Source organism: Nesterenkonia sp. NBAIMH1 (genome assembly GCF_007922635.1).
GTDB classification, from domain to species: Bacteria; Actinomycetota; Actinomycetes; order Actinomycetales; family Micrococcaceae; genus Nesterenkonia; species Nesterenkonia pannonica.
Map to the genome: position 1 here is coordinate 753,553 of NZ_CP042335.1, position 20,405 is coordinate 773,957.

General features: G+C 65.0%; 18 protein-coding genes, 1 tRNA gene and 1 pseudogene. 4 read left to right on the top strand and 16 right to left on the bottom strand.

The window, feature by feature from the left end; genetic code table 11:
• Positions 1-39: 39 nt before the first annotated feature.
• Genes FS388_RS03525 through FS388_RS03550 form a run of 6 tightly spaced genes read right to left on the bottom strand, consistent with a single transcriptional unit; the run spans position 40 to position 6,195 of the window.
• Complete coding sequence (locus FS388_RS03525) at positions 40-1,026, bottom strand: fumarylacetoacetate hydrolase family protein (protein WP_146339755.1); 987 nt, start codon at positions 1,024-1,026, stop codon at positions 40-42.
• On the bottom strand, positions 1,023-2,033 hold the full coding sequence (locus FS388_RS03530; RefSeq protein WP_146339757.1) for an amidohydrolase family protein: 1,011 nt from the start codon (positions 2,031-2,033) through the stop codon (positions 1,023-1,025). Before FS388_RS03530 ends, FS388_RS03525 begins: the two co-directional genes overlap by 4 nt.
• Positions 2,030-3,169, bottom strand: coding sequence for an FAD-dependent monooxygenase (locus FS388_RS03535; protein ID WP_146339759.1), 1,140 nt, complete (start codon positions 3,167-3,169; stop codon positions 2,030-2,032). The genes FS388_RS03530 and FS388_RS03535 overlap by 4 nt, the downstream gene beginning before the upstream one ends.
• 29 nt (positions 3,170-3,198) lie before the next feature.
• On the bottom strand, positions 3,199-4,194 hold the full coding sequence (locus tag FS388_RS03540; protein WP_146339761.1) for a cyclase family protein: 996 nt from the start codon (positions 4,192-4,194) through the stop codon (positions 3,199-3,201).
• Positions 4,191-5,168, bottom strand: a complete 978-nt coding sequence (locus FS388_RS03545) for a fumarylacetoacetate hydrolase family protein (protein ID WP_246836279.1) — start codon at positions 5,166-5,168, stop codon at positions 4,191-4,193. Before FS388_RS03545 ends, FS388_RS03540 begins: the two co-directional genes overlap by 4 nt.
• A gap of 13 nt (positions 5,169-5,181) precedes the next feature.
• On the bottom strand, positions 5,182-6,195 hold the full coding sequence (locus tag FS388_RS03550) for a VOC family protein (protein ID WP_146339765.1): 1,014 nt from the start codon (positions 6,193-6,195) through the stop codon (positions 5,182-5,184).
• 158 nt (positions 6,196-6,353) lie between these two features.
• Between FS388_RS03550 and FS388_RS03555 the strand changes: the two genes are divergently transcribed.
• Positions 6,354-7,325 carry a LysR family transcriptional regulator gene (locus FS388_RS03555; protein WP_146339767.1) on the top strand — a complete coding sequence of 324 codons (972 nt, stop codon included), beginning with the start codon at positions 6,354-6,356 and terminating at the stop codon, positions 7,323-7,325.
• A 15-nt stretch (positions 7,326-7,340) separates the two neighbouring features.
• Here FS388_RS03555 and FS388_RS03560 read toward each other — a convergent pair whose 3' ends face one another.
• The 6 genes and pseudogenes from FS388_RS03560 to FS388_RS03585 all read right to left on the bottom strand — a co-directional run bounded on the left by FS388_RS03560 (position 7,341) and on the right by FS388_RS03585 (position 11,781).
• A complete protein-coding gene (locus tag FS388_RS03560) occupies positions 7,341-8,126 on the bottom strand; it encodes an ABC transporter ATP-binding protein (protein ID WP_146339769.1) in 786 nt (261 codons plus the stop codon).
• 33 nt (positions 8,127-8,159) lie between these two features.
• Complete coding sequence (locus FS388_RS03565; protein WP_146339771.1) at positions 8,160-8,933, bottom strand: ABC transporter permease; 774 nt, start codon at positions 8,931-8,933, stop codon at positions 8,160-8,162.
• Positions 8,934-8,993: 60 nt separating this feature from the next.
• The gene (locus tag FS388_RS03570; protein WP_168198581.1) at positions 8,994-9,656 is read right to left on the bottom strand and encodes an ABC transporter permease; all 663 of its coding nucleotides are present in this window, start codon (positions 9,654-9,656) and stop codon (positions 8,994-8,996) included.
• A 149-nt stretch (positions 9,657-9,805) separates the two neighbouring features.
• Positions 9,806-10,315: an ABC transporter substrate-binding protein gene (locus FS388_RS13330; RefSeq protein WP_146339775.1), complete on the bottom strand. Its 510-nt coding sequence runs from the start codon at positions 10,313-10,315 to the stop codon at positions 9,806-9,808.
• A gap of 28 nt (positions 10,316-10,343) precedes the next feature.
• A pseudogene (locus tag FS388_RS13410) lies at positions 10,344-10,943 on the bottom strand (ABC transporter substrate-binding protein); the annotation flags it as partial.
• A 49-nt stretch (positions 10,944-10,992) separates the two neighbouring features.
• Positions 10,993-11,781, bottom strand: coding sequence for an IclR family transcriptional regulator (locus FS388_RS03585; protein WP_210410227.1), 789 nt, complete (start codon positions 11,779-11,781; stop codon positions 10,993-10,995).
• Between the two features lie 154 nt (positions 11,782-11,935).
• Here FS388_RS03585 and FS388_RS03590 point away from each other — a divergent pair, with 154 nt between their 5' ends.
• From FS388_RS03590 to FS388_RS03600, 3 genes are read left to right on the top strand one after another with little or no spacing between them, the layout of a single operon-like run.
• Positions 11,936-12,634: a CoA transferase subunit A gene (locus tag FS388_RS03590; protein ID WP_146339779.1), complete on the top strand. Its 699-nt coding sequence runs from the start codon at positions 11,936-11,938 to the stop codon at positions 12,632-12,634.
• Positions 12,635-12,638: 4 nt separating this feature from the next.
• On the top strand, positions 12,639-13,289 hold the full coding sequence (locus FS388_RS03595; RefSeq protein WP_146339781.1) for a CoA transferase subunit B: 651 nt from the start codon (positions 12,639-12,641) through the stop codon (positions 13,287-13,289).
• Positions 13,286-14,455 (top strand): acetyl-CoA C-acyltransferase, encoded by a 1,170-nt coding sequence (locus FS388_RS03600; RefSeq protein WP_146339783.1) that lies wholly within the window; start codon positions 13,286-13,288, stop codon positions 14,453-14,455. The genes FS388_RS03595 and FS388_RS03600 overlap by 4 nt, the downstream gene beginning before the upstream one ends.
• Before the next feature lie 2 nt (positions 14,456-14,457).
• Here the strand turns inward: FS388_RS03600 and FS388_RS03605 are convergent, their stop codons facing one another.
• From FS388_RS03605 to FS388_RS03620, 4 genes are all read right to left on the bottom strand, one after another.
• Positions 14,458-14,877: a DUF302 domain-containing protein gene (locus FS388_RS03605; RefSeq protein ID WP_146339785.1), complete on the bottom strand. Its 420-nt coding sequence runs from the start codon at positions 14,875-14,877 to the stop codon at positions 14,458-14,460.
• Between the two features lie 343 nt (positions 14,878-15,220).
• Positions 15,221-16,819, bottom strand: a complete 1,599-nt coding sequence (locus FS388_RS13415; RefSeq protein WP_371708616.1) for an ice-binding family protein — start codon at positions 16,817-16,819, stop codon at positions 15,221-15,223.
• A gap of 226 nt (positions 16,820-17,045) precedes the next feature.
• Positions 17,046-17,119, bottom strand: a tRNA-Met gene (locus tag FS388_RS03615).
• A gap of 145 nt (positions 17,120-17,264) precedes the next feature.
• On the bottom strand, positions 17,265-20,390 hold the full coding sequence (locus FS388_RS03620; protein WP_146339787.1) for a UPF0182 family protein: 3,126 nt from the start codon (positions 20,388-20,390) through the stop codon (positions 17,265-17,267).
• Between the last annotated feature and the right edge of the window lie 15 nt (positions 20,391-20,405).

Genomic DNA, 20,405 nt, shown 5'->3' on the forward strand with positions numbered 1-20,405 from the left:
CGACATATCTATGGGCTGAGACTACCCCGCAGCGCACGTTCAGCCGGTTCGACGGCGAGCACGCGGTGCTGGGCGACGCCGCGCGGGGGGCAGCGCGTGCGGGTGCCGCGCTCGACCGACAGTGCCCACCAGCTCTCCGAGGCCCTCCACGACCATGCGCACTTCGTCGTCCTCAGACAACGGCGGGGGCACCAGATCTCCTCCGGCCTTGCCCCACAGCTCAGCGAGACACCCGCCGTTGCCGACCGTTCCTGAGCCGAGCACATCGCCGGGGACCACTCGCGACGCGCGGGATGCGTAGGCGATCAGTTCCGGGAAGGTCCAGGCCATGTTTGAGACGAGGTCTTCACCGACAAGTTCGTCGTTGACGTAGACCTCGGCGCGCACGGCGAGGAACCCGTCGGCATCACGGTGGACAGCCATCTCATCGGCGGTGACGATCCACGGCCCCAGGGATGTGGCGAAGTCCTTACCCTTCGCGGGCCCGAGGCTGTTCCGCATCTCAGCAGCCTGGATGTCGCGGGCCGACCAGTCATTCATGATGACGTAGCCGAACACATGCTCCTCGGCTGCCTCGACATCCAGGTCCTCCCCGGAGCGGCCCTCGACCCCTCCGACCACCACCGCAGCCTCCAGCTCGAAATCCAGCCTCTCGGTGGCCGGCGGCCGAATTCGACGACCCGTCCCAAACACCTGGTGCGGATTCGTGAAGTAGAACGTCGGAGCTTCGTACCAGGCGGCGCCGACCCGCGGATTGCCATTCTCATCAGCGCTCATGCCCTCAACATGCTCCTCGAAGACGGCGAAGTCACGAATCGATGCAGGGACCAGGGGCGCCAGCAGCGTCACCGCTGAGAGCGGGGTCGCCCGGTGAGGGTCGGCGCGGGAATGGAGCTCCGACGCCGTGCCGAGTCCCGCCGAAAGAACGTCCGCCACGGTGAAGCCGTCAGGGAACGGCACGACCCCGTCATCGATCACGAAGCCCTCACCCGTGGTGCCCGCGTGGTTCCAACGCGCGATCCTCATCGCTCATCCCTTCTCTTCGGCGCTTCGAGCGCAGCCGCGTTGTCACCGAGGACAGCGCGCTCGGCCTCGGCGCTCAGCCCGCTCGCTCGGACGAACCCGACGGGGTCCTCGCTGCCCATATCGAATGGGTAGTCGCTGCCCATCAGCACCTGAGACTCTCCCGCGACCTCGATCAGCTGCCGCAGAGCACGGGGGTCATGCACCACAGTGTCGAACCACATCTTCGTCAGGTAGTGAGAGGGCGGATGCTGGCACCCCTGAGCATCGGCCCGGACTCGCCACGCATGGTCAGAACGACCGATCGCGGTGGGCACGTAGCCGCCGCCGTGCGCCGCCACAATCCGCAGGTCCGGATGGCGGTCCAAGACGCCCGAGAAGATGAGATGCGAGAGCGCCACAGCGTTCTCCACCGGCTGACCCACGGTATTCGCAAGATAGAAGCGATCCAGACGCTCATCGAGGCTGCACCCGAAAGGGTGGATGAAGACCGGAGCGCCGAGTTCGGCCGCCCGCTCCCAGAAGGGCTCCAGACGTTCATCTGAGAGTTCCACGTCTCCGGCGCCTGAGGAGATCTCCACACCGAGCAGCCCACGTGCGATGACGGCGTCGTCGAGCAGCTCGCGCGCGCGTTCGGGCCACTGCAGCGGTACGAGGCCGAGCCCCAGCAGCCGCTCAGGTTGGTGGGCCGCATGTTCGGCGATGAGCCGGTTGGCCTCCCCGCAGGCGAACACGGCCAGCTCCTCCCCCGCCCATGGGTAGTAGTGATTGGGCGAGGCGCTGACCCACTGACGATCCACTCCCTGCTCATCCATCACGCGCAGCCGCTCCGCGACGTCGATCAGACGCGGAATGCGCGCGGCGACCATGGGACCGGAGACGCGTTGGCTGGCGGCTCCGTTGCGGCGAGTGTCGAGTTCCGCTGCAGCAGCCACACCCTCGGGCGCTCGAGACTCGACCTCAGCATGAAGCGAGGGGAGCAGGACATGTGCGTGAACGTCGACGATCATGCCGGCACCGCCACTCGCTGGGCCACCGACGCCAGGAGCTGGGGCACGTCGGAAGAGTGGTCCTCGCCGTCGCGCTGCCACTCCGCGAGTTGGACCGAGGCATTCACAATGGCCGCGGCCCGCTCGACGCGTCGCTGGTGGAACTGATCCCACAGGTCCTGATCCACTGCGCTGTGAGCGAGAAACAGCTCCGTCAGCACCAGCGCATCCTCCAGGCCCTGGGCAGCTCCCTGCGCGATGGTCGGCGGACACGAATGGGCCGCATCTCCGATGATCACTGCACGGCCCCTGTTCCACTGCCCGGGGACGACGTGCTTGGTGAACCAGGTGTAGTTCACCTGCGCGGCTCCGGCGGTGAGGTCCGCACGCACCTGCTCCCAGGGCCCTCCGTATCCGCGACTCTGCTCGATCACCAGTTGAGCTGCATCATCGGGGCGCATGTCGAAATGGTCCTGCGCGTCCGAGACCAGGAAGGCATACATCGAATCGTGCCCAGTGGGTGTATACCCTGCGATGTAGCAGGGACCACCGTAGTACAGCTCGGTGCATTCGACCTCAGCAGGGCGAGATACGAAGGCGCGCCAGATCCCCATCCCGGTGCGCTCAGGCCCGGATTCGATGCCCATGGCCGAGCGCACCGTGGAATGGATGCCGTCTGCCCCGATGAGGAGGTCGTAGCGGCCCGCCGAATCCGCCTCGAGGATGACCTCGACGGAGTCCTCGTGGTTGATCAGATCGACCACCCGCCGGCCGAACTTCACGTGTGCCCCGGCGCGGACGGCGTGCTCATAGAGGATTCGGGTGAGCTCCGCGCGAGGCATCCCCATGGCCGAGGGCAGTCCCGTCTGAGGGTGCTCTCCGTCCTTCATGCGGGCGATGGCCGGAGCCTCTGGACCGGGGGCGCGCAGACCCATCCCATCGAAGGGGAAACCCGCATCGCGGGCCTCCTCCCAGACCCCCAGCTCTTCGAAGGCGCGCAGCGCATTGCCCTGCAGAGAGATTCCCGATCCGACAGATGTCAGTTCGTGGTGGGCCTCGAAGACGTCGACTGCCACGCCTCCTTTGGCCAATTGGATGGCGGCGGCAAGTCCACTCACGCCGGTGCCGACGACGGCCACCTTCTTTGCTGCGGTCATGACGGGAACTCCTTCGGATTCAGGGGTGCTCAGAGTGTTGCGATCGGGTTGATCGGCGAACCGACCGCCCCGGTGATGGGGAGCGGCTGGGCCGAGAGCAGAAAATCAAAGCGGCCACGTTCAGCACATGCCTGCCCGATCCGTTCCAGGTCCCACATCTCGCCGACGGTCAGTCCCATGTTGGGGATGACAATCTGATGCAGCGGCTGGAAGGACTCGTGGAACTCATTGGGACGAACTTCGAACCCCCACGTATCGGTCGCGATCGCGGCGATCTCGCTCCGGTAGAGCCAGCGGGCCGTGGTGATCGAGAGGCCCGGCGCAGGTCCCCCTGCGTAGTCGCCCCATCCCTCGCGACGAACCCGCGCGAGCTGGCCGGTTCGAACAAGCAGAATGTCGCCGCGGCCGACCGCGGAGGAGGCTCCCTGGGCAGCGATGCACGAGTCCAGATCCTCTTCAGTGATGGCGTACCCGTCCTCGAGCTCACCGGTCTCCGGACGCAGGTGCCGGCCCATGTCGAGCAGCACCCCCCGCGAGACGATGACCGACGCTGCCTTCTCGATGCCGGTCACCCCGTCGCCCTGCGTGGTGACGACATCTCCGGCTCGACGGCCGTTCCACGCGTAGCCGCGGTCGAAGATGTGGCCGAGCCCATCCCACTGGGTGGAGCACTGCAGCGGCATCATGATCAGGTCATCCGCACCTCCGATGCCGTGGGGAAAGGCGTCGAGGCTGCGCTCGGCATCCAGACCGGTGCCGGTCATGGTGTGCACCGGGTTGTTCCGCTTCTTCCATCCCTTCTGCGGGCCGTCCTCGTTGAACTCCTGACCCAACGAGACGGTGATGCCCTCGGTCACCAGTCGGGCTGCCTGGGTGCGTTTGGCGCTGTCGATGAAGTTCAGGGTGCCCAAGACATCGTCTTCGCCCCAGCGACCCCAGTTGCGGTACGCCTCTGCGCGAAGCGTGACCTCCCCTGCGGGATCGTTCGGGTCCAGGTCTGCCGGATCAGTGGAGAATGAGCTCATGGTGTGCCTTTCTGCGCATCCTCTGCGATGCAGCGAACCGTCTGGGTGCCGAGACCTTCGATGGAGCCCTCCATCACATCCCCGTCCCTGAGCAGGCGCCCCCAGTGGGCGCCGTTGCCGGCCGGACTGCCGGTCAGCAGCAGGTCTCCTGGATTCAGCGGCATATTGAGCGACGCTGCGGAGATGAGCGCCGGCAGATCGAACAGCAGATCGGAGGTGGAGGCGTCCTGCATGCGACTGCCGTTGAGATTGAGCACCACCCCCAGATCCTCCGTATCGACGAAGTGTGCGGGGACCAGGAAGGGACCGGTGGGCAGGAAGCCGGGCGCATTCTTCGAGCGGTACCAGTCGGCGCCGAGCCCCTTCGAATCCTCACGAAAGACCCGATCCCGCGTGGTGATGTCATTGCAGATGGTGTAGCCGGCCACGTGCGACATCGCGTCCTCGCGGGTGATGCGGAACCCGCCCCTGCCGATCACCACGGTCAGCTCCAGCTCCCAATCGTGCTGGTCGCTGTAGGCCGGGAGCTCCAGGGGAACGTCATCGCCCACTACGCATGCCGGAAGTCCGATGAAGAAGTACGGCTCGCCAGTTGCCGTCCGCTCATCCATCATGCGGGCGGCAGCCTCGCGGATCTCCGTCTCCGAACGCGAGTCGTCCTTGCGCATACTTGCTGCCACCAGGTCGATGACGTGGGTTCGGTAGTTGGCGCCGGTCTGCACGATCTGCTGCGGTTCTACCGGGGCCGTCAGGCTGACCTCGTTGAGCGACCTCCATGGTCCGCCGGTGTCCACCAGCCGTTCCAAGCGGTCCCAGTCAGGCGCTGCCAAGAACTCATTGAGGCTCTCCGCGCCAAGCTCTTCGGCGCCGAGCGCATGGATCTGCTCTCCTGCGACGAGGCCGAGGCGCACTGCCTCACCGTCGCGGAAGCGTGCCAGCGCATAGGGAGCGGTGAGCCCCGGAGTGAATGTCACGGCTGCCGTCCTCTCAGCGATCACTCGAGGATCCGGCGACCAGCTGGTCACGGACTTCCTCCGTGATGCCCTCCTCGGTGGCGCTGGGGCCGTCAGCCGGCGGGAAGGACTCGGACAGCGAGGCATGCATGGTGCCGTTCTGATAGATGTCGTAGGAGCCCTGCGACGTCTTCCAGGTGTTGGGCTCCCAATCCGGCACGTAGTTGCGGTATCCGCCGGTGTTGAGCTCGATGCGCATCGTGGACGGCTCGCGGTAGTAGAGGAAGGACTGTTCGCCGATCCCGTGGATCGTGGGGCCGTATTCGATGTGCACACCGTCTTCGATGAGCGTGTCGGCGGCGATGAGCATCTCTTCGCGGGTGTCGACCCAGAAGGCGAAGTGATTGACGCGACCGGAGCGGCTCGACCCGTCGAGCACGATGCCGAGATCATGGGACTTCTCATTGGTGGTGATGACCGAGAAGACCGAAAGCGGAACGTCCTCGAGAACCGTACGCGCCATGATGCGGTAGCCGAGCACCTCGCTGTACCACTCGGCGAAGGCGTCCACGTCGCTGGCGCAGATGGTGACGTGGTCCAGATAGCGGGGAGCGCCGGCGACCTTGCTGCGTTTCTGCGGGCGGTCGGGGAAGACCGAGGCGTGCTCTCCCTCCTCGAAGCGGAAGTGCCGCGCGTCCCAGTGCAGCGTCATGCTGTGGCCCCAGGGCCCCACGAACTGGTAGGCGCGACCGATGTCCAAACCATCGAACCACTCACCTGTGACACCCGCCGCCTCAATGCGGCTGACGGCCTCTTCGAGAGCCTCAGCGCTGGAGGTGCGCCATGCCATGGTCGCCAGAGCCGGCTCCTCGCCGTGCTCGATCACCAGACTGTAGGTGTAGTAGTCGCCCCAGCAGCGCAGATATACCCTGCCGTCCTTCCGCGCAACCTCCGTGAGACCTACCTTTTTGACGTAGAAGTCCACCGATGCCTCAACATCAGGACTGACAAGCGCCACGTATGACAGGTGGGAAAGAAGTGTGATCATTCTCGGTCCTTTCGGTGACCCGCAAGGGGCAGCGTCCCCGAGTGGGCCGCGTGACTCTCATAGTGCCCTGCGTCACACTCATTAGGAAAGCCGCTATTCTCTATCCTCACTATCAGAAAATCCGATAGCCAGGTTTGGACCGTGGAAGGATGCACCTCATGCCTGACGAACGTCTGCTCTCCCGACTGGACCTCAATCTGCTCGTCGCCCTGGACGCTCTGCTCGTCGAGCGAAACGTCACGCGGGCGGCTGAACGGCTGCGCCTCAGTCAGCCCTCGCTGAGTGCAGCGCTGGCCAAGCTGCGAAGGCACTTCGACGATCCGATTCTGGCCAGACGGGGCAACCAATACGAGCTCACCCCATTGGCGGCGCGGCTCGCAGAGCACACGACCATGGCCCTGGAGGCGGCGCGACGAGTCTTCGACAGTCAGTCCCAGTGGGACCCGTCGGAGTCCGAGCGTGAGTTCGTCATCCATGGCTCGGACTATGCGATGGCGACCATAGGACCGCGAGCCGCGCGGATCGCGCACGAGCAGGCACCCGGCGTTCGCCTGCGGTTCGTGCCCACTACCCCTGAGACGATCGATGACCTGCGCATGCGCCTGCCTTCGATCGACGCACTGATCCTTCCCCACGGCGTGCTGTCTCAGCTCCCGCACATGGATCTCTTCCACGATGATTGGGTAGCACTGGCAGCTTCGGAGAACACTAGAGTCTCGGGCGGCCTAACGATGAAGACCCTCGCGGAATCGCCCGTGGTGTTCACGTACCACACCCGGTTCGCCTTCACCTCAGTGGGGCGCCAGCTTGAGCAGCTTGGAGTGGACCCCTGGGTCGAAGCCAAGGTGGAGAGCTTCGTGATGCTGCCCCTGTTCGTCGAGAACACCCCACGTCTGGCGCTCATTCAGCGACACCTCTCCCCGCTCGCGAAGCGCATGGCGGACATTCAAGTGCTGGAGCTGCCCTTCAAGCCAGTGCCCCTGCTGAACGCCCTCTGGTGGCATGCGGTGCACGAACCCGACCCAGAGCACCGATGGCTGCGTGAGGTCTTCGCCCAAGCAAGCACCGAGCTCAGCATCGCCGGCGCGGAGCCGACGCCTGCAGGCGCCTCGGACGCGGCCCTCAGGTGACCGGCTCCGGGCCCCCTAGAGCTGAATCTCGTTCAGCACGTGGGATCGAAGCTGGATGAACGCGGGCTCAGCTCGAGTCGTGATCTGATCTCGCTCACGACCGAGTGGAACATCGATATCATCGACGATCCGAGAAGGGCGGCCTCCGACCACGACCACTCGGTCTCCGAGATACACCGCCTCGTCGATGTCGTGGGTCACCACAACGATGGTGATGCCGAAGTCCCTGCGCAGCTGGAGCACGAGATCTTCCAGTTCGAACCTCGTCTGCGCGTCGAGTGAGCCGAAGGGCTCATCCATCAGGAGGATCGGCGATTCGTACGCGAGCGCTCGCGCGATCGCGACGCGCTGCTGCATACCGCCGGAGAGCTGCCACGGGTAGCTGCTGATCTTGTCCGACAGCCCCACGACGGCCAGAGCCTCAGCCGCACGGGAGGTCCGTTCGGACTTGGAGACTCCTCGTCCCTCCAGAGGAAAAGCCACGTTCTGCAGCACCTTCATCCAAGGCATCAGCGAGCCGCGGTAGTCCTGAAACACCACGGCGATCTGCTCAACGGCCCCCGTGATCGGCACACCGTCCATCGAGACCTGCCCTGAGGTCGGCGAGGCCAGCCCGGCGAGCAGTCGCAGCAGGGTCGTCTTGCCCACCCCGGACGGTCCGACCAGACAAGTCACGTCCCCGGAACGGATGCTCAGATGGAGGTCTTCGATGACATCCACCCTGTCCGGTCCGGAGCCGAAGGACTTGCTGACGTGTGTCGCTGAGAGCGCGACGGGGCTGGTGAGAGTCTCACGGGTCATGGTTTGGCTCCTCTTCGAGTGAGTGGGGGCGAGTCATGCATCCTGCTGGTGGTACCACCGCAGCAGGCGATCTTCGACGACGGCGTACAGCGCGGTGAACGCCCAACCGATGACACCGATGACGAGCGTGCCGGCCCATGCGGAGGACAGCTGGAAGCGCTGCGCACTCTGCAGGATGAAGTAGCCGATGCCCTCCGTGGCACCGTACATCTCGCTGACGACCAGCATCACGATTCCGATGGTGATCGCAAGGCGCACGCCCACGACGATCTGCGGCAGCGCGCCGACGAGCACCACCTTCGGAATGCGCAGCCGCAGCGGAATTCGGTATGCGTCGGAGGCTTCGAAGATCCCCGCGTGGATCGACCGTACGCCCACGATGGCGTTGAGCAGGATCGGCCAGACACAGGCCAGGAAGATGAGGAACACCTTGGGCTCACGTCCGATGCCCAGGGACAGGATGATGATCGGCACAAAGACCACGACGGGCAGCGAACGCAGGAAGTCCAGGAACGGGTCTAGGACTCTGCCCACTTCTGGCATCAGCCCGATGGCTATGCCGAAGCCGAGTCCGACGAGAAGCGAGAGGAAGAGCGCGAGGAAGTAATTCGTGAAGCTGTACACAGCGTCATTCCAGAGCTCCCCGCTCAATGCCCAATCACCCATGGCGCTCAGAATCTCCGTCAGCGGCGGCCAGAACGCCGAGGTCGAGGAGGCGGAGAGCAGAAACCACAGAACGATCAGACTGACCGGCAGCCATGCCTGCAGCAGAAGTGACGTCGCCGGGCTGTAAGACCTGCTGTTCATCTCATGCCCCCGATCCGGTCGTCTGCCAGCGCAGCAGTCTCGCCTGCACGCGCCCAAGGCCTAAGTTGACCGCATATCCCAGCAGGCCTCCAGTGACGATGTAGGCGTAGGCGAGCTGCGGGTTGCCGCCGACCTGAGCGTCCCCGATCCGCGCGCCGATTCCGGGGATCCGGTCAGGACCTCAACGGAGATCGTGACCAGCACGGCGACCGAGGCGGCCAGCCGCGGCAGGCCCGCCATGATGGACGGGGCGGCACTGGGCAGCAGCACCTTGCGAACGAAGAGCCCACTGGGGATCTGGAAGGCCTGGGTCGTGTCCACGATGGACGAACTCACGCTCCGGACACCGTGCTGGGTCTGCAGGATGATCAGGAAGACCACCGCTACGAAGACCAGCACCGCCTTGAGCTCTATACCCCGTCCGATCATGAGCACGAGCACCGCGACGAGGGCGATCGCAGGGAACGCCCTGCCGAAGTCGACGAGAAAGCGCAGCGAAAGCTCGGCCGCGACGAACCGTCCTGTCAGAATTCCAACAGGAATTCCGACCACCACACCGAACGCCAGACCGACCAGCGCGCCAGCCACAGTCTCCCAGAGGATGGTCCAGTAGGTCGCCGTCAGCAGCGCCTGAAACAGCTCGGCGCCTACCGCGATCGGGCTGGGCAGAAGCGAGTCTGGGAGGGACCCGCTCAGGTGGACGAGATGCCACAGGGCCAGCATGCCGAGGAGGATAAACATCTGCCATTGCCGGACCCCTCGGGGCTTCTGCCGTGCCGCGGATGGGCGGGCCGGCGCTCGTATGTCTTTGGTCAACGTCACGAAGATTGCCTTTCATTCTGAGCTCGGAGCACAGGGCGACAGCGGGCCCCTCAGCGGGCACCCTCCCAGACGACCTCCTCGTAGGTGAGCTCCTCCTCGAGGTCGCCCTCCTCCTTCATCACCTCAAGGAGCCGGCTCCAGCCCTCCTCGTCGAACTCGACGTTCAGGGTGTCGAGCACCATCCGTTCGTCGATGAACGCTGGAGGCAGCTCGGTGTGATCGTGGTAGACCTGTCGCGCTGCATCAGGGTTCTCATTGCCATACTCGGTGCCCTGTTCGAGCCCCGAGTGGAAGCGTTCGAGAGCCTCTGAGTTCTCCTCCGCGAACTGTTCGCTGGCGATCCACACGACCTGCGGCGCGTTGGGGAGGTACTCCCGCACGCCCGTCCCCACTCGAGTGAACCCATTGTCCACGGCGCTGAGCAGGAAGATGCTGAAGGAGAACACGGCGTCGACCTGACCGCTGGCAGCAGCCTCGACCAGCGCATCCGTCGGCAGAGGGACAAACTCGACGTCGTCGATGTCGACCCCGTTCTCCAGCAGTCCCGTCATCGTCGCCATATGGGGCAGCCCCCAATTCCGGCACACCGATCTTGCTGCCTTTCAAGTCGGTCCATTCGGTGATGTCGCTGTCCGGGGGCACGATGACCCCGTCGGAAGCCTCTCCTTCCTGGTCCGGATCGGCGGACTTTGTGCCGGCCACGACTTTGATCGGCATGTCCTCAGCCACTGCGCGGATGGCCGTGACGGCATCAGTGGCCGCCACATCGAACTCACCGGAGATGACGGCCGAGTTTGCCGTCGCGCCTCCCATGCCGGCCGTCTGGATCTCGCTGATTTCGAGCCCCTCTTCCTCGAAGAACCCCTGCTCATGAGCCAGTAGGACATTTTCAATGCTGACGCCGCTGCGAGCGACGCCGAGTTCGATGGTCTCCTCTTCGGCCGCTTCTTCTGCTTCGGCTCCTCCCTCAGCCGTGTCCGCACATGCTGCGAGGCTCAGGAACAGTGCCGCTGCGGTCACGACAGCCGCAGTCTTGGAGGTGCGACGAGGATTCATATCAGCTTCCTTAGATGAGGCAGGGTCATCCGCACCGGACGGTGCCGAACAACCCCAATGTGTGAGGTGGATCACTACCAGCATCCCTAGACACGAACAATAAGGGAACGTGCTATCAGCTATCGCCACCATCGGAATCGCTGATAGCTCTGTGCTAGCAGGGCCGCCCACAGGCGCTCGTTCATCGCACCGACATCGACCCACTCTGACGCAGCTTCTTGGTCAGCTCATGCGCGTGATGAAGGAGCAGACGCCCCATCTCGGCGCGTCGCTCCGAGCGGAATCGAGATTCGATCCCCGTGAGGCTCAAAGACCATGCAGGCTGGTCGGCCTGATCGAAGACCGCCGCACCCATCCCCCAGCTGCCCTCCACAATCAGCCCGGGATTCAGCGCCCAACCGTCGCTGCGCGTCTGAGAGATGCGCTGCCGCAGCGACTCCGGAGCATGAGCCTCGCCATATTCAGCGCTGAGATCGCGGCTCCCGAGATACCTCTCCATAGCGCTCTGGTCCATGAAGGACAGCATCACCAGTCCCGCCGAGGCCACGCCCAGCGGAAAGCGCACACCCTCGTAGAGCACGAAGGAACGGATCGGGAAGGCACCGTCCTCGCGCAGCAGGCACACCGTCTCATCTCCGCGCCGGACTGAAAGAAAGGCGCTCTCACCCGTGGCGGCGGCCAACCCTGCCACGTGCTCGCGAGCGATCGAGGTGATGTCATAGCGCTCGGCCGCCACCGCGCCCATCAGGTAGACCTCAGGGCCAAGCATCCACCGTCCGCTGCGATGGTCCTGGTCGCAGAAGCCCTCTGCCGCCAGCGCCCCGAGCAGACGGTGAACCGTGGGTCGCGGCAGGCCGGTGATCCGCGAGGCCTCGATCGCGGAGATCCCCTTCGGCATCCCGCTGCTGACCGCGCGCATCACCGCTGCGAGCCTGCCGACCATCTGAGCACCAGGAAAAGAACCACTCATGTTCACATTATGAGCGCTCCGAGCTCATCACGTCATGCATCGAGCAGTATGTGCGCGAAGAGCTCGATCCTATTGCCCGCCGTAGCAGCTGAAAGCTACCTTCATGCCATCACTGCTGATGTTCGCAGCGTGGACATATGAGAGGAACGAACCCATGAAATTCGTGGATGATGCCGTCGAGGCGCTGGGGGCGGTCGTGACCGACGGCATGACCATCGCCGTGGGAGGCTTCGGGCTCAGCGGCATTCCCATACGCCTGATCACGGCCCTGCGCGATTCCGAGGCCAAGGGACTGACCATCGTTTCGAACAACATGGGCGTGGACGGCAAAGGTCTCGGCCTGCTGCTGGAGAACGGCCAGGTCTCCAAGGTCCTGGCCTCCTACGTGGGCGAGAACAAGCTCTTCGCCCAGCAGTTCTTGAACGGTGAGCTTGAGGTCGAGTTCGTGCCCCAAGGGACGCTGGCGGAGCGGCTCAGAGCCGGAGGCGCAGGCATCCCGGCCTTCTTCACGCCTACAGGTGTGGGAACGCCGATCGCAGAGGGCAAGCCCGTCCAGGAGTTCGACGGTCGCGCAGCGATCCTGGAGCGCGGCATCGTCGCAGATGTCTCCCTGGTCCGCGCTCATGAGGCGGACGTCGAGGGAAACCTGAGGTACCGGATGACTGCCCGAAACTTCAACCCTCTGGTGGCCATGGCCGGTCGGATCACCTTCGCCGAAGCTGAGGTCATCGAGGCTGACTACCTGGACCCCTCACTGGTGGACACTCCCGGCATATTCGTCCAGCGCGTCGTCGAGGCCGACAGGACGAAAGACATTGAGAAGCGGACCGTGCGCGTCCGCCAGGAGGCGTAGACCCATGTGGACACGAGATGAGATGGCAGCCATCGCGGCCAGCGAGCTGACCGACGGGCAGTATGTGAACCTGGGGATCGGCATCCCCACGCTTGTCGCGAATAACCTGCCGCCGGGGGTGCAGGTCACGCTGCAGAGTGAGAACGGACTGCTGGGGATGGGGCCTTTTCCCTTCGAGGGGGACGAGGACCCGGATCTGATCAACGCGGGAAAGCAGACGGTGACCCTGCTGCCCGGCGGCAGCTATTTCGATTCCGTCACCTCCTTCGGCATGATCCGCGGCGGCCACGTCCAGACCGCGATTCTCGGTGCCCTGCAGGTGGCCTCCAACGGTGACCTTGCGAACTGGACGGTGCCCGGCAAACTCGTGAAGGGCATGGGTGGGGCCATGGACCTCGTCGTGGGAGCACCCCGGGTGATCGTGGTGACCGACCATACAGCTAAGGACGGCACCCCAAAGATCGTCGAGCGCTGCACCCTGCCCCTCACCGGGGCCGGAGTGGCGGACCGGATCGTTACGGACCGAGCGGTCTTCGACGTGGTCGATGCCTCCCTGGTGCTGCGCAGCGCAGCACCAGGCGAGAGCCTCGACTCTCTCCGCCGGGTGACTGGGGCGGAATTCGCCGTGGATCCGACAGTGGAGCTGGCCCGTTGAGCGCGCAGATCGCAGGATATGCCCGGACTCCTTTCGCCCGCTTCAACGGCGCATTGGCCACGGTGCCCGCATCCGCGCTGGGCGCACACGCAGCTGCCGCCGCGCTGGAACGCGCCGGGATCTCCCCCGATGCTGTGGAGCGCGTCCATGCCGGCCAGGTGCTTCAGGCGGGGGCCGGCCAGAATCCCGCCCGGCAGGCTGCCGTGGCGGCGGGCATCGGGTTCACGGTCCCGGCCCTGACGCTCAACGCCGTCTGCCTCTCCGGGGCCGAGGCAGTGATCGCCGGAGAACGGCTCATCACCGGCGGTGAGGTCGACATCGTCGTAGCCATCGGACAGGAGTCGATGTCACGTGCGCCTCACGCGCACGCGGCGCGAGCGGGAACCAGATACGGCGCCATCGAGATGATCGACACGCTCGAGCTGGACGGGCTCACCGACGCATTCGAGTCTCAGTCCATGGGCGCTTCGACGGAACAGGGCAACACGAGCAGGGGCATCACCCGCGAGGTGCAGGACGAATGGGCCGCTCGCTCGCACCGTCTGGCCGTGGCCGCGTCGTCCTTTCACGCTGCGGAGATCGCTCCCCTCACACTGGATACGCGCCGCGGTGAGGTTCGCGTCGCCGGCGACGACGGCGTACGTGCCGACACCACGTCGGAGACCCTTGCGAAGCTCAGCCCCGCATTCAGCAGCGCGGGGACCATCACTGCAGGGAACTCGTCTCAGCTCAGCGACGGCGCGGCGGCGCTCGTCCTCGTCAGCCAGCGAGCGGCGGACAGACTCAGCGTCACTCCCGTGGCTGAGCTTGTTTCGCACTCGTTCGTGGCCGGACCTGACGTCTCGCTGCACGAGCAGCCGTCCCGCGCCATTCTTGCGGCTCTGGAGAGGACGGGCCTGGTAGCACGGGACTTGGACGCTCTGGAGATCAACGAAGCATTCGCCGCAGTGAGCGTCCGTTCGGCCGAGGCCTTGGAGGTTGATCCATCACGGGTCAACAGGATGGGAGGAGCCATAGCACTTGGTCATCCCATCGGAGCCTCCGGCACCCGGATCATCGGCACCCTGGCCCGTCAGCTTGCCCAGATCGGGCCCGGGGCCGTGGGCGCCTCAGGGATCTGCGGTGGGGGCGGGCAGGGCAGTGCGACGATCCTGCGTGCGCTCTGAGGTCAGCTCTTCCCCTCAGCACCGAGGCTGCTCAGTGCTGCGCGCAGCCGTTGCTCTGCGTCTTCGGCGACTTCGCGGACCGCAGGTGCGCCGCTGAGCTGGACCATGGTCTGCGGGTCGATCGCGTCGATGGTGGCGTGATCCTCGTCGGCTCCTCGCCGGACCACCACGTTGCAGGGCAGGAGGGCGCCGAGCTGAGGCTCAGCGGCCAGCGCTTTGCTGGCCAGGGTCGGGTTGCAGGCGCCGAGGATGACGTAGTCCCCCACAGCGTCGCCAGTCTCCTCACCGAGCTTCTTGGTGAAGGTCGCCTTGACGTCGATCTCGGTGAGGATCCCAAAACCCTGATCCGCCAGAGCTTCGCGGGTGGCCTCGACCGCCTGGGCATAGGACATCGGCACGGTGATCGTGTGGGTGTAGCTCATGACCTGCTCCTTCGACTCTCAAGTTCACGACCCTGGATCGGGACGGTGGGATTCAGCACGGCTCAGTTCGATGCGGTCCGGTTCAGGTTCTCACATGGCGCCGCTGCAGACTGCGGCGGCCAGCAACGTGGCCGACGCACGGGTCTGGGCGAGGCACGGGTGGGACACCAAGGGTCTACGTTCCCCCAGACGCAAAACAGGGCCGCTGAGCTAGTTGTACTGACCTGTCAGGTCAGTACAACTAGCGGCGGACGGTCTCCACGTAGTCTGAGGTCAGGCCGACAATGCTGGTCGACGCGCGGACGGATTGCCCCCTGAGGAGGTGAACCACCGCGGTCGCGGCTCACTGATCCAGCGAGCGGTGCCGTGATCGCCTGATCATAAGGACCGTGACTCCCGCAAGGACGAGTAGTGCCCCTGCTCCGAGGATGACGCCAATAGAGCCGTTGGCTCCGGTGGCAGCCAGGGGACCACCGGACGAGTCCTGACGAGAATCGCCGCCAGAGTCTGCGGTGGTTCCTCCGGTCTCCAGTGACGTTTCTGGTCCTGCGGCAGCATCCGTCGAAGTTTCCGACGTCACGTTTGTCGGGCTGCTGCCCGCTCCACTGTCTGAGGCACCTGTTGGGGAGCCACTGGAATCGTCGGTGGGGCCGGTCGTTGGACCCTCCGAAGGACCGCCCGAAGGACCGCCCGTTGGGCCCTCAGCGGGACCCTCCGTGGGACCGTCGGTTGGCGCGTCCGTGGGACCCTCCGTTGGGCTCTCCGTGGGAGCCTCCGTGGGTCCGTCGGTGGGACCGTCGGTTGGCGCGTCCGTGGGACCCACAGTTGGACCTTCCGTGGGGCCCTCAGTTGGACCTTCCGTGGGGCCCTCAGTTGGACCTTCCGTGGGGCCCTCAGTTGGACCTTCCGTGGGGCCCTCCGTTGGACCTTCCGTGGGGCCCTCAGTCGGACCTTCCGTGGGGCCCTCAGTCGGACCTTCCGTGGGGCCCTCAGTTGGACCTTCCGTGGGGCCCTCAGTCGGACCTTCCGTGGGGCCCTCAGTGGGACCCTCCGTTGGACCTTCTGTGGGGCCCTCAGTTGGACCTTCTGTGGGACCCTCCGTGGGGCCCTCAGTCGGACCCTCCGTGGGGCCCTCAGTCGGGTCTTCACTGGGATCCTCGGTCGGTGGCGCGGCAGTGTCGCAGCCCGGATCGACGAATGTGTTGGTGTCCAGGGTGACTGCGCCGGTGCTTGCCAGGGCGCGTCCCTCCACTGCAGCTCCCGTATTGGCTGTGATGGAGGCCAGGGCAAGAATGGACCCCGCGAACGTGGAGCCGGTCCCCAACGTTGCGGAGCTTCCAACCTGCCAATAAACATTGCAGGCCTGTGCCTCATTGGCGAGCAAGACGTTGCTGGATGAGGCCGTGATCAGCGTCGACCCCGCCTGGAAAATGAAAACTGCATCAGGATCTCCCTGAGCGTCCAGCGTGACAGTGCCAGTGAGGCTCAGTGCTCCCCCTGAAGAGTAGACCCCCTCCTCGAAGGTCTGTCCGCCCAGGTCGCCGGTGACAGTCGCCGTGGAAGAACGGCCCGCGAGATCATCGTAGGCGATCCCCAGGTCTGACTGTGCCTGCGCGGCTTCGGCGCTGCCCTCATAGATGGTGCCGCCTACTATCCCTGGCGGAAAGCCTGTGACCGCTGTTCCTGGGCTCACACCCACGTCACTGCTCAAAGTCGTGAGCCCGGTGTTGGTCACAGTCTCCGCGCCGAGCACTGAGAACGAGGCCGCCGTGCCGAGATTCGGAGGGGTAGTCGCTGCGTGAGCGTCAGAGGTGAACGGCGACAATGCCGCCATCGACAAAAGGACGGCAAGAACAGCAGTGACAAGAGCGACTGGCCACGCACGGACAGTAAGCCTCCGTCCTGTCAACGCACGTTGGTTGGAGTCGGCATGCCTATTCATTTTTCCTCCAGAATGAGACACGCTACGCGCCGGTCAGCCCTGGTGCTCCTAGATACTGTGACAGTACGGCCCCAGCGAGTGATGCACAATAGGCAACTTTTCAGAGACACGACATTCTGCACCGATGGGAGCAGTCGCCGGAGTCCTGCTGACCTGCCCGTCATGAGCAGCCCATGCATGAGAAAAGCCCCCATCCGATGGATGAGGGCTTTTCCTGCTGCTTCAGTTGCGGGGGCAAGATTTGAACTTGCGACCTCCGGGTTATGAGCCCGGCGAGCTACCGAACTGCTCCACCCCGCGTTGGGTTTCCCTGAACGGGACTTGTCTATCTTACATACACATGAACAGCACACAAAATCGGGGTGCTGATCGGTTCTGGGAGCAAGGAAGCGCCCCGGAGCATACGTGCTCCGGGGCGCTTCCAGTCAGCTGGTGGCGGGCTCTATCAGCCCTCCTGCTGCTCCAGCATCTGCTCGATGACCTGGTCCAGCTCGTCCTGGGCCTCTCCGTAGGCGGTCCAGTCCGACTCGGACATCGCTTCCTGCGACTCGTTCATGAGCTCACCGGCGCGCTGGAGGAGCTCCTCCATGTCACCGTCGATGGGCTCAGCAGGCGCTGCCTCCTCGGCAGGCTCGTCGGCGTCGTCATCCTCGTCCTCCTCAGGCATGACCGCTTCCTCGTCCTCGACGGCCTCAGGATCCACGCCGTCGAGGTCCTCCTCGACAGCCTCGGCGTCGACGCCGGCACCCTCGGCCGCCTCAACCCCTGCATCACCGTCGAAGATCATGTCCAGCGCCTCCTGGAGGGTGTCGCCGTAGCCGACCTCCTCGCCGAAGGCGACCAGCACCATGCGCAGCGCCGGGTAGGCGGCGCCGGTGCCGGTGGCCTGAACGTAGATCGGCTGAGCATTGAGGATGCCGTCACCGGCAGGCATGGAGATCATGTTGCCTCGGAGCACCTCGGAGCCGCCGAGCTCCAGGATGTTCAGCTGGGACGCGATCGTCGAGTTCGAGTCGAAGTTCGCCTGCGTCTGCCCCGGTCCAGGGATCGCCGTGTCACGCGGGAGCTCCAGCAGTCTCATGTCACCGTAGCCCTCGTTCTTGACGCCGTCCTCGCCTGTGCCTGCATCCCCGGACGCTGCCAGGAACCCGTAGAGCACGTTGCGCTGCTGGCCGTCCGCCTCAGTCGCCGGAATGAACGTGGAGGTCAGCTGGAAGCTGGGGTCCTCCTGCCCAGGCATCTGCATCGTCATGTAGTACGGAGGCTGAGCCATCGCGTCGTCGCCCCCGGTGGGGTCCGACGGAATGGACCACGCATCGTTGCCCTCGTAGAACGTGCCGGGGTTGTCCACGTGGTACTCAGTGAGCAGCTGGCGCTGAATCCGGAACATATCCTCCGGGTAGCGGATGTGGTCCAGCAGCTCGGCCGACATCTCCTCGTAGGACTGCAGGCTGCTCGGGAACACGTCCTGCCACGCCTGGAGGATCGGGTCCTCGTCGTCCCACGCATAGAGCTCAACGGAGCCGTCGTAGGCGTCCACGGTGGCCTTCACCGAGTTCCGCATGTAGTTGACCTGGCCCGTCAGCGCCGGACCGTCCGTCAGTGCGTCCTCCGTCGCCGACTCCAGCTGCTGCTGAGTGGAGTACGGGAAGCTGTTGGAGGTGGTGTACCCCTCGATGATCCACTTCACGCCGCCGTCGACGATGGCGGGGTATATGTTCTGGTCCACCTCCAGATACGGAGCCACCTCCATCACACGCTCACGCGGGTGACGGTTGTAGAGGATCTGCGACTCCTCGTTCATATCGCCCGAGAGGAAGATCTCCGGGGAGCCGAACTCCATGGCGTACACCAGGCGGGAGAACAGGTTCCCCACCGAGGGGCCGCCGTCGCCCGTGAAGGTGTACTGCGTGTCCTGGCCGTCGTCGCCTTCCTCAACAGCCTCGCCGTCCTCATCCTCGACGATCTGAGCCGCCGGGCGGTCCAGCTCCATCGGTGAGGTCCCCTCAGGAGCACCGGCGATGGAGTACTGAGGAGAGTTCTCGCCGAAGTAGATGCGGGGCTGGTAGTCATCATCCGATGCCAGCTCGCCCGTGGTGGGGATCCCCTGGAGCGTGAACTCAGGACGACCCTCATCCGTCACCGTGTTGGCGCTGGCCGCCACCAGGCCGTAGCCGTGGGTGTAGATGAGGTGCTGGTTGACCCACGAGCCCTCCGTGGGCGCATTGACCTCACGTGCGGCGATCACGGTGTCGTGCATCTCGCCGTCGATCTCGTACCGGTCGAAGCTGAGCGTGTCCGGGAACTGGTAGTAGGGACGGAACTGCTGGAACTGCCGGTACGCCGGTGAGACCAGGTTCGGGTCCAGGAGGCGGAGGTTCTCGATGTTGGCCTCATCGCCCGCCAGGGCGCCCTGCTGGGCCTGGGGAGTGGCCTGGTAGTCCTCCTGCTCGAGGTCGTCGAGCCCGTAGGCGAACCGGGTCAGGTCCATGTTCCGCTCAATGTACTCGGACTCCAGCGTCTGCTCGGTGGGGCCCACCTGGTACTCCTGCACCAGGAAGGGGTAGACGCCGGTGCCGACGATCGCCGTAATCACCAGCATGGCCGCACCCACCAGGGAGAGCCTCCACCGCGCGGTGATCGCTGTGACGATGAAGATCAGCGCCACCAGCACCGCGGCCACAGCCAGGATGGTCTGGGCGGGGATGACCGCGTTGACGTCGGTGTACATGGCGCCGGCCCAGTTGCCGCTCTGGTCCTGCAGCGTGCCGAAGCGGCCGAGGAACCAGTTGGCGCCCTGCAGAAGCAGAAACAGCGCTGCGGCAATGGCGATGTGCCAGCGGGCCGCCTTCTCCACGACGAACTTGCCCGACTGCTCGATCCGGATGGAGCCGAACAGGTAGTGGCAGAGGATTCCGGCGATTCCCGCCACCAGCAGCGCCGAGATCAGGAATCCGACGACGAACGTGAGGAAGGGAAGCGTGAAGACGTAGAAGCCGTAGTCCAGGCCGAACTCCGGGTCAGTCTGGCCGAAGGGCTGCTGGTTGAAGAACAGCAGGACCCCGTCCCAGTTGGCCTGGGCTGCGGTGCCGGCGAAGACGCCCATCAGGGCGGGAAGCCCGAACATCAGCAGGCGACGCATCGAGGTCAGCGAGCGCTGGTACTGCGCCACCGACTCGCTGACCTGCCGCACCCCGTCCGGCCTGTATTTGAAGGCGATGAAGAGGGAGAGCCAGACCAGCACCGCCATGATGAGGAAGGCTGCGGCGAACACGGCGACGCGGGCGATGCGTTCGGTCCAGAAGACTTCCTGGTAGCCGAGCTGGCTGAACCACATCACGTCGGCGTATATGCCGGCGAAGAACACGAACGCGGCCAGCAGGGCCACGATGATGATGATCGTCAGAATCAGCGCAGAGGGCCTGCGGAATCCTCCTGACTCATCGGATGAGGCGCGGCCGCCGCCGTTGGAGCCGCCCTCACCGTCACTGCCGCGGCCGGGGCCGCCGGAATTGCCGAAGATGCCCCTGCCGAAGGGGTTCTGGGAGCCGAAGCCCGGGTTGGAGCTCACGCGTGTGTTGTCCTC

Coding starts and splice junctions, on each gene's coding strand:
- FS388_RS03525 (WP_146339755.1), bottom strand. CDS start 1,026: ATGAGGATCGCGCGTTGGAACCACGCGGGCACCACGGGTGAGGGCTTC.
- FS388_RS03530 (WP_146339757.1), bottom strand. CDS start 2,033: ATGATCGTCGACGTTCACGCACATGTCCTGCTCCCCTCGCTTCATGCT.
- FS388_RS03535 (WP_146339759.1), bottom strand. CDS start 3,169: ATGACCGCAGCAAAGAAGGTGGCCGTCGTCGGCACCGGCGTGAGTGGA.
- FS388_RS03540 (WP_146339761.1), bottom strand. CDS start 4,194: ATGAGCTCATTCTCCACTGATCCGGCAGACCTGGACCCGAACGATCCC.
- FS388_RS03550 (WP_146339765.1), bottom strand. CDS start 6,195: ATGATCACACTTCTTTCCCACCTGTCATACGTGGCGCTTGTCAGTCCT.
- FS388_RS03555 (WP_146339767.1), top strand. CDS start 6,354: ATGCCTGACGAACGTCTGCTCTCCCGACTGGACCTCAATCTGCTCGTC.
- FS388_RS03560 (WP_146339769.1), bottom strand. CDS start 8,126: ATGACCCGTGAGACTCTCACCAGCCCCGTCGCGCTCTCAGCGACACAC.
- FS388_RS03565 (WP_146339771.1), bottom strand. CDS start 8,933: ATGAACAGCAGGTCTTACAGCCCGGCGACGTCACTTCTGCTGCAGGCA.
- FS388_RS03570 (WP_168198581.1), bottom strand. CDS start 9,656: ATGCTGGCCCTGTGGCATCTCGTCCACCTGAGCGGGTCCCTCCCAGAC.
- FS388_RS13330 (WP_146339775.1), bottom strand. CDS start 10,315: ATGGCGACGATGACGGGACTGCTGGAGAACGGGGTCGACATCGACGAC.
- FS388_RS03585 (WP_210410227.1), bottom strand. CDS start 11,781: ATGAGTGGTTCTTTTCCTGGTGCTCAGATGGTCGGCAGGCTCGCAGCG.
- FS388_RS03590 (WP_146339779.1), top strand. CDS start 11,936: ATGAAATTCGTGGATGATGCCGTCGAGGCGCTGGGGGCGGTCGTGACC.
- FS388_RS03595 (WP_146339781.1), top strand. CDS start 12,639: ATGTGGACACGAGATGAGATGGCAGCCATCGCGGCCAGCGAGCTGACC.
- FS388_RS03605 (WP_146339785.1), bottom strand. CDS start 14,877: ATGAGCTACACCCACACGATCACCGTGCCGATGTCCTATGCCCAGGCG.
- FS388_RS13415 (WP_371708616.1), bottom strand. CDS start 16,819: ATGAATAGGCATGCCGACTCCAACCAACGTGCGTTGACAGGACGGAGG.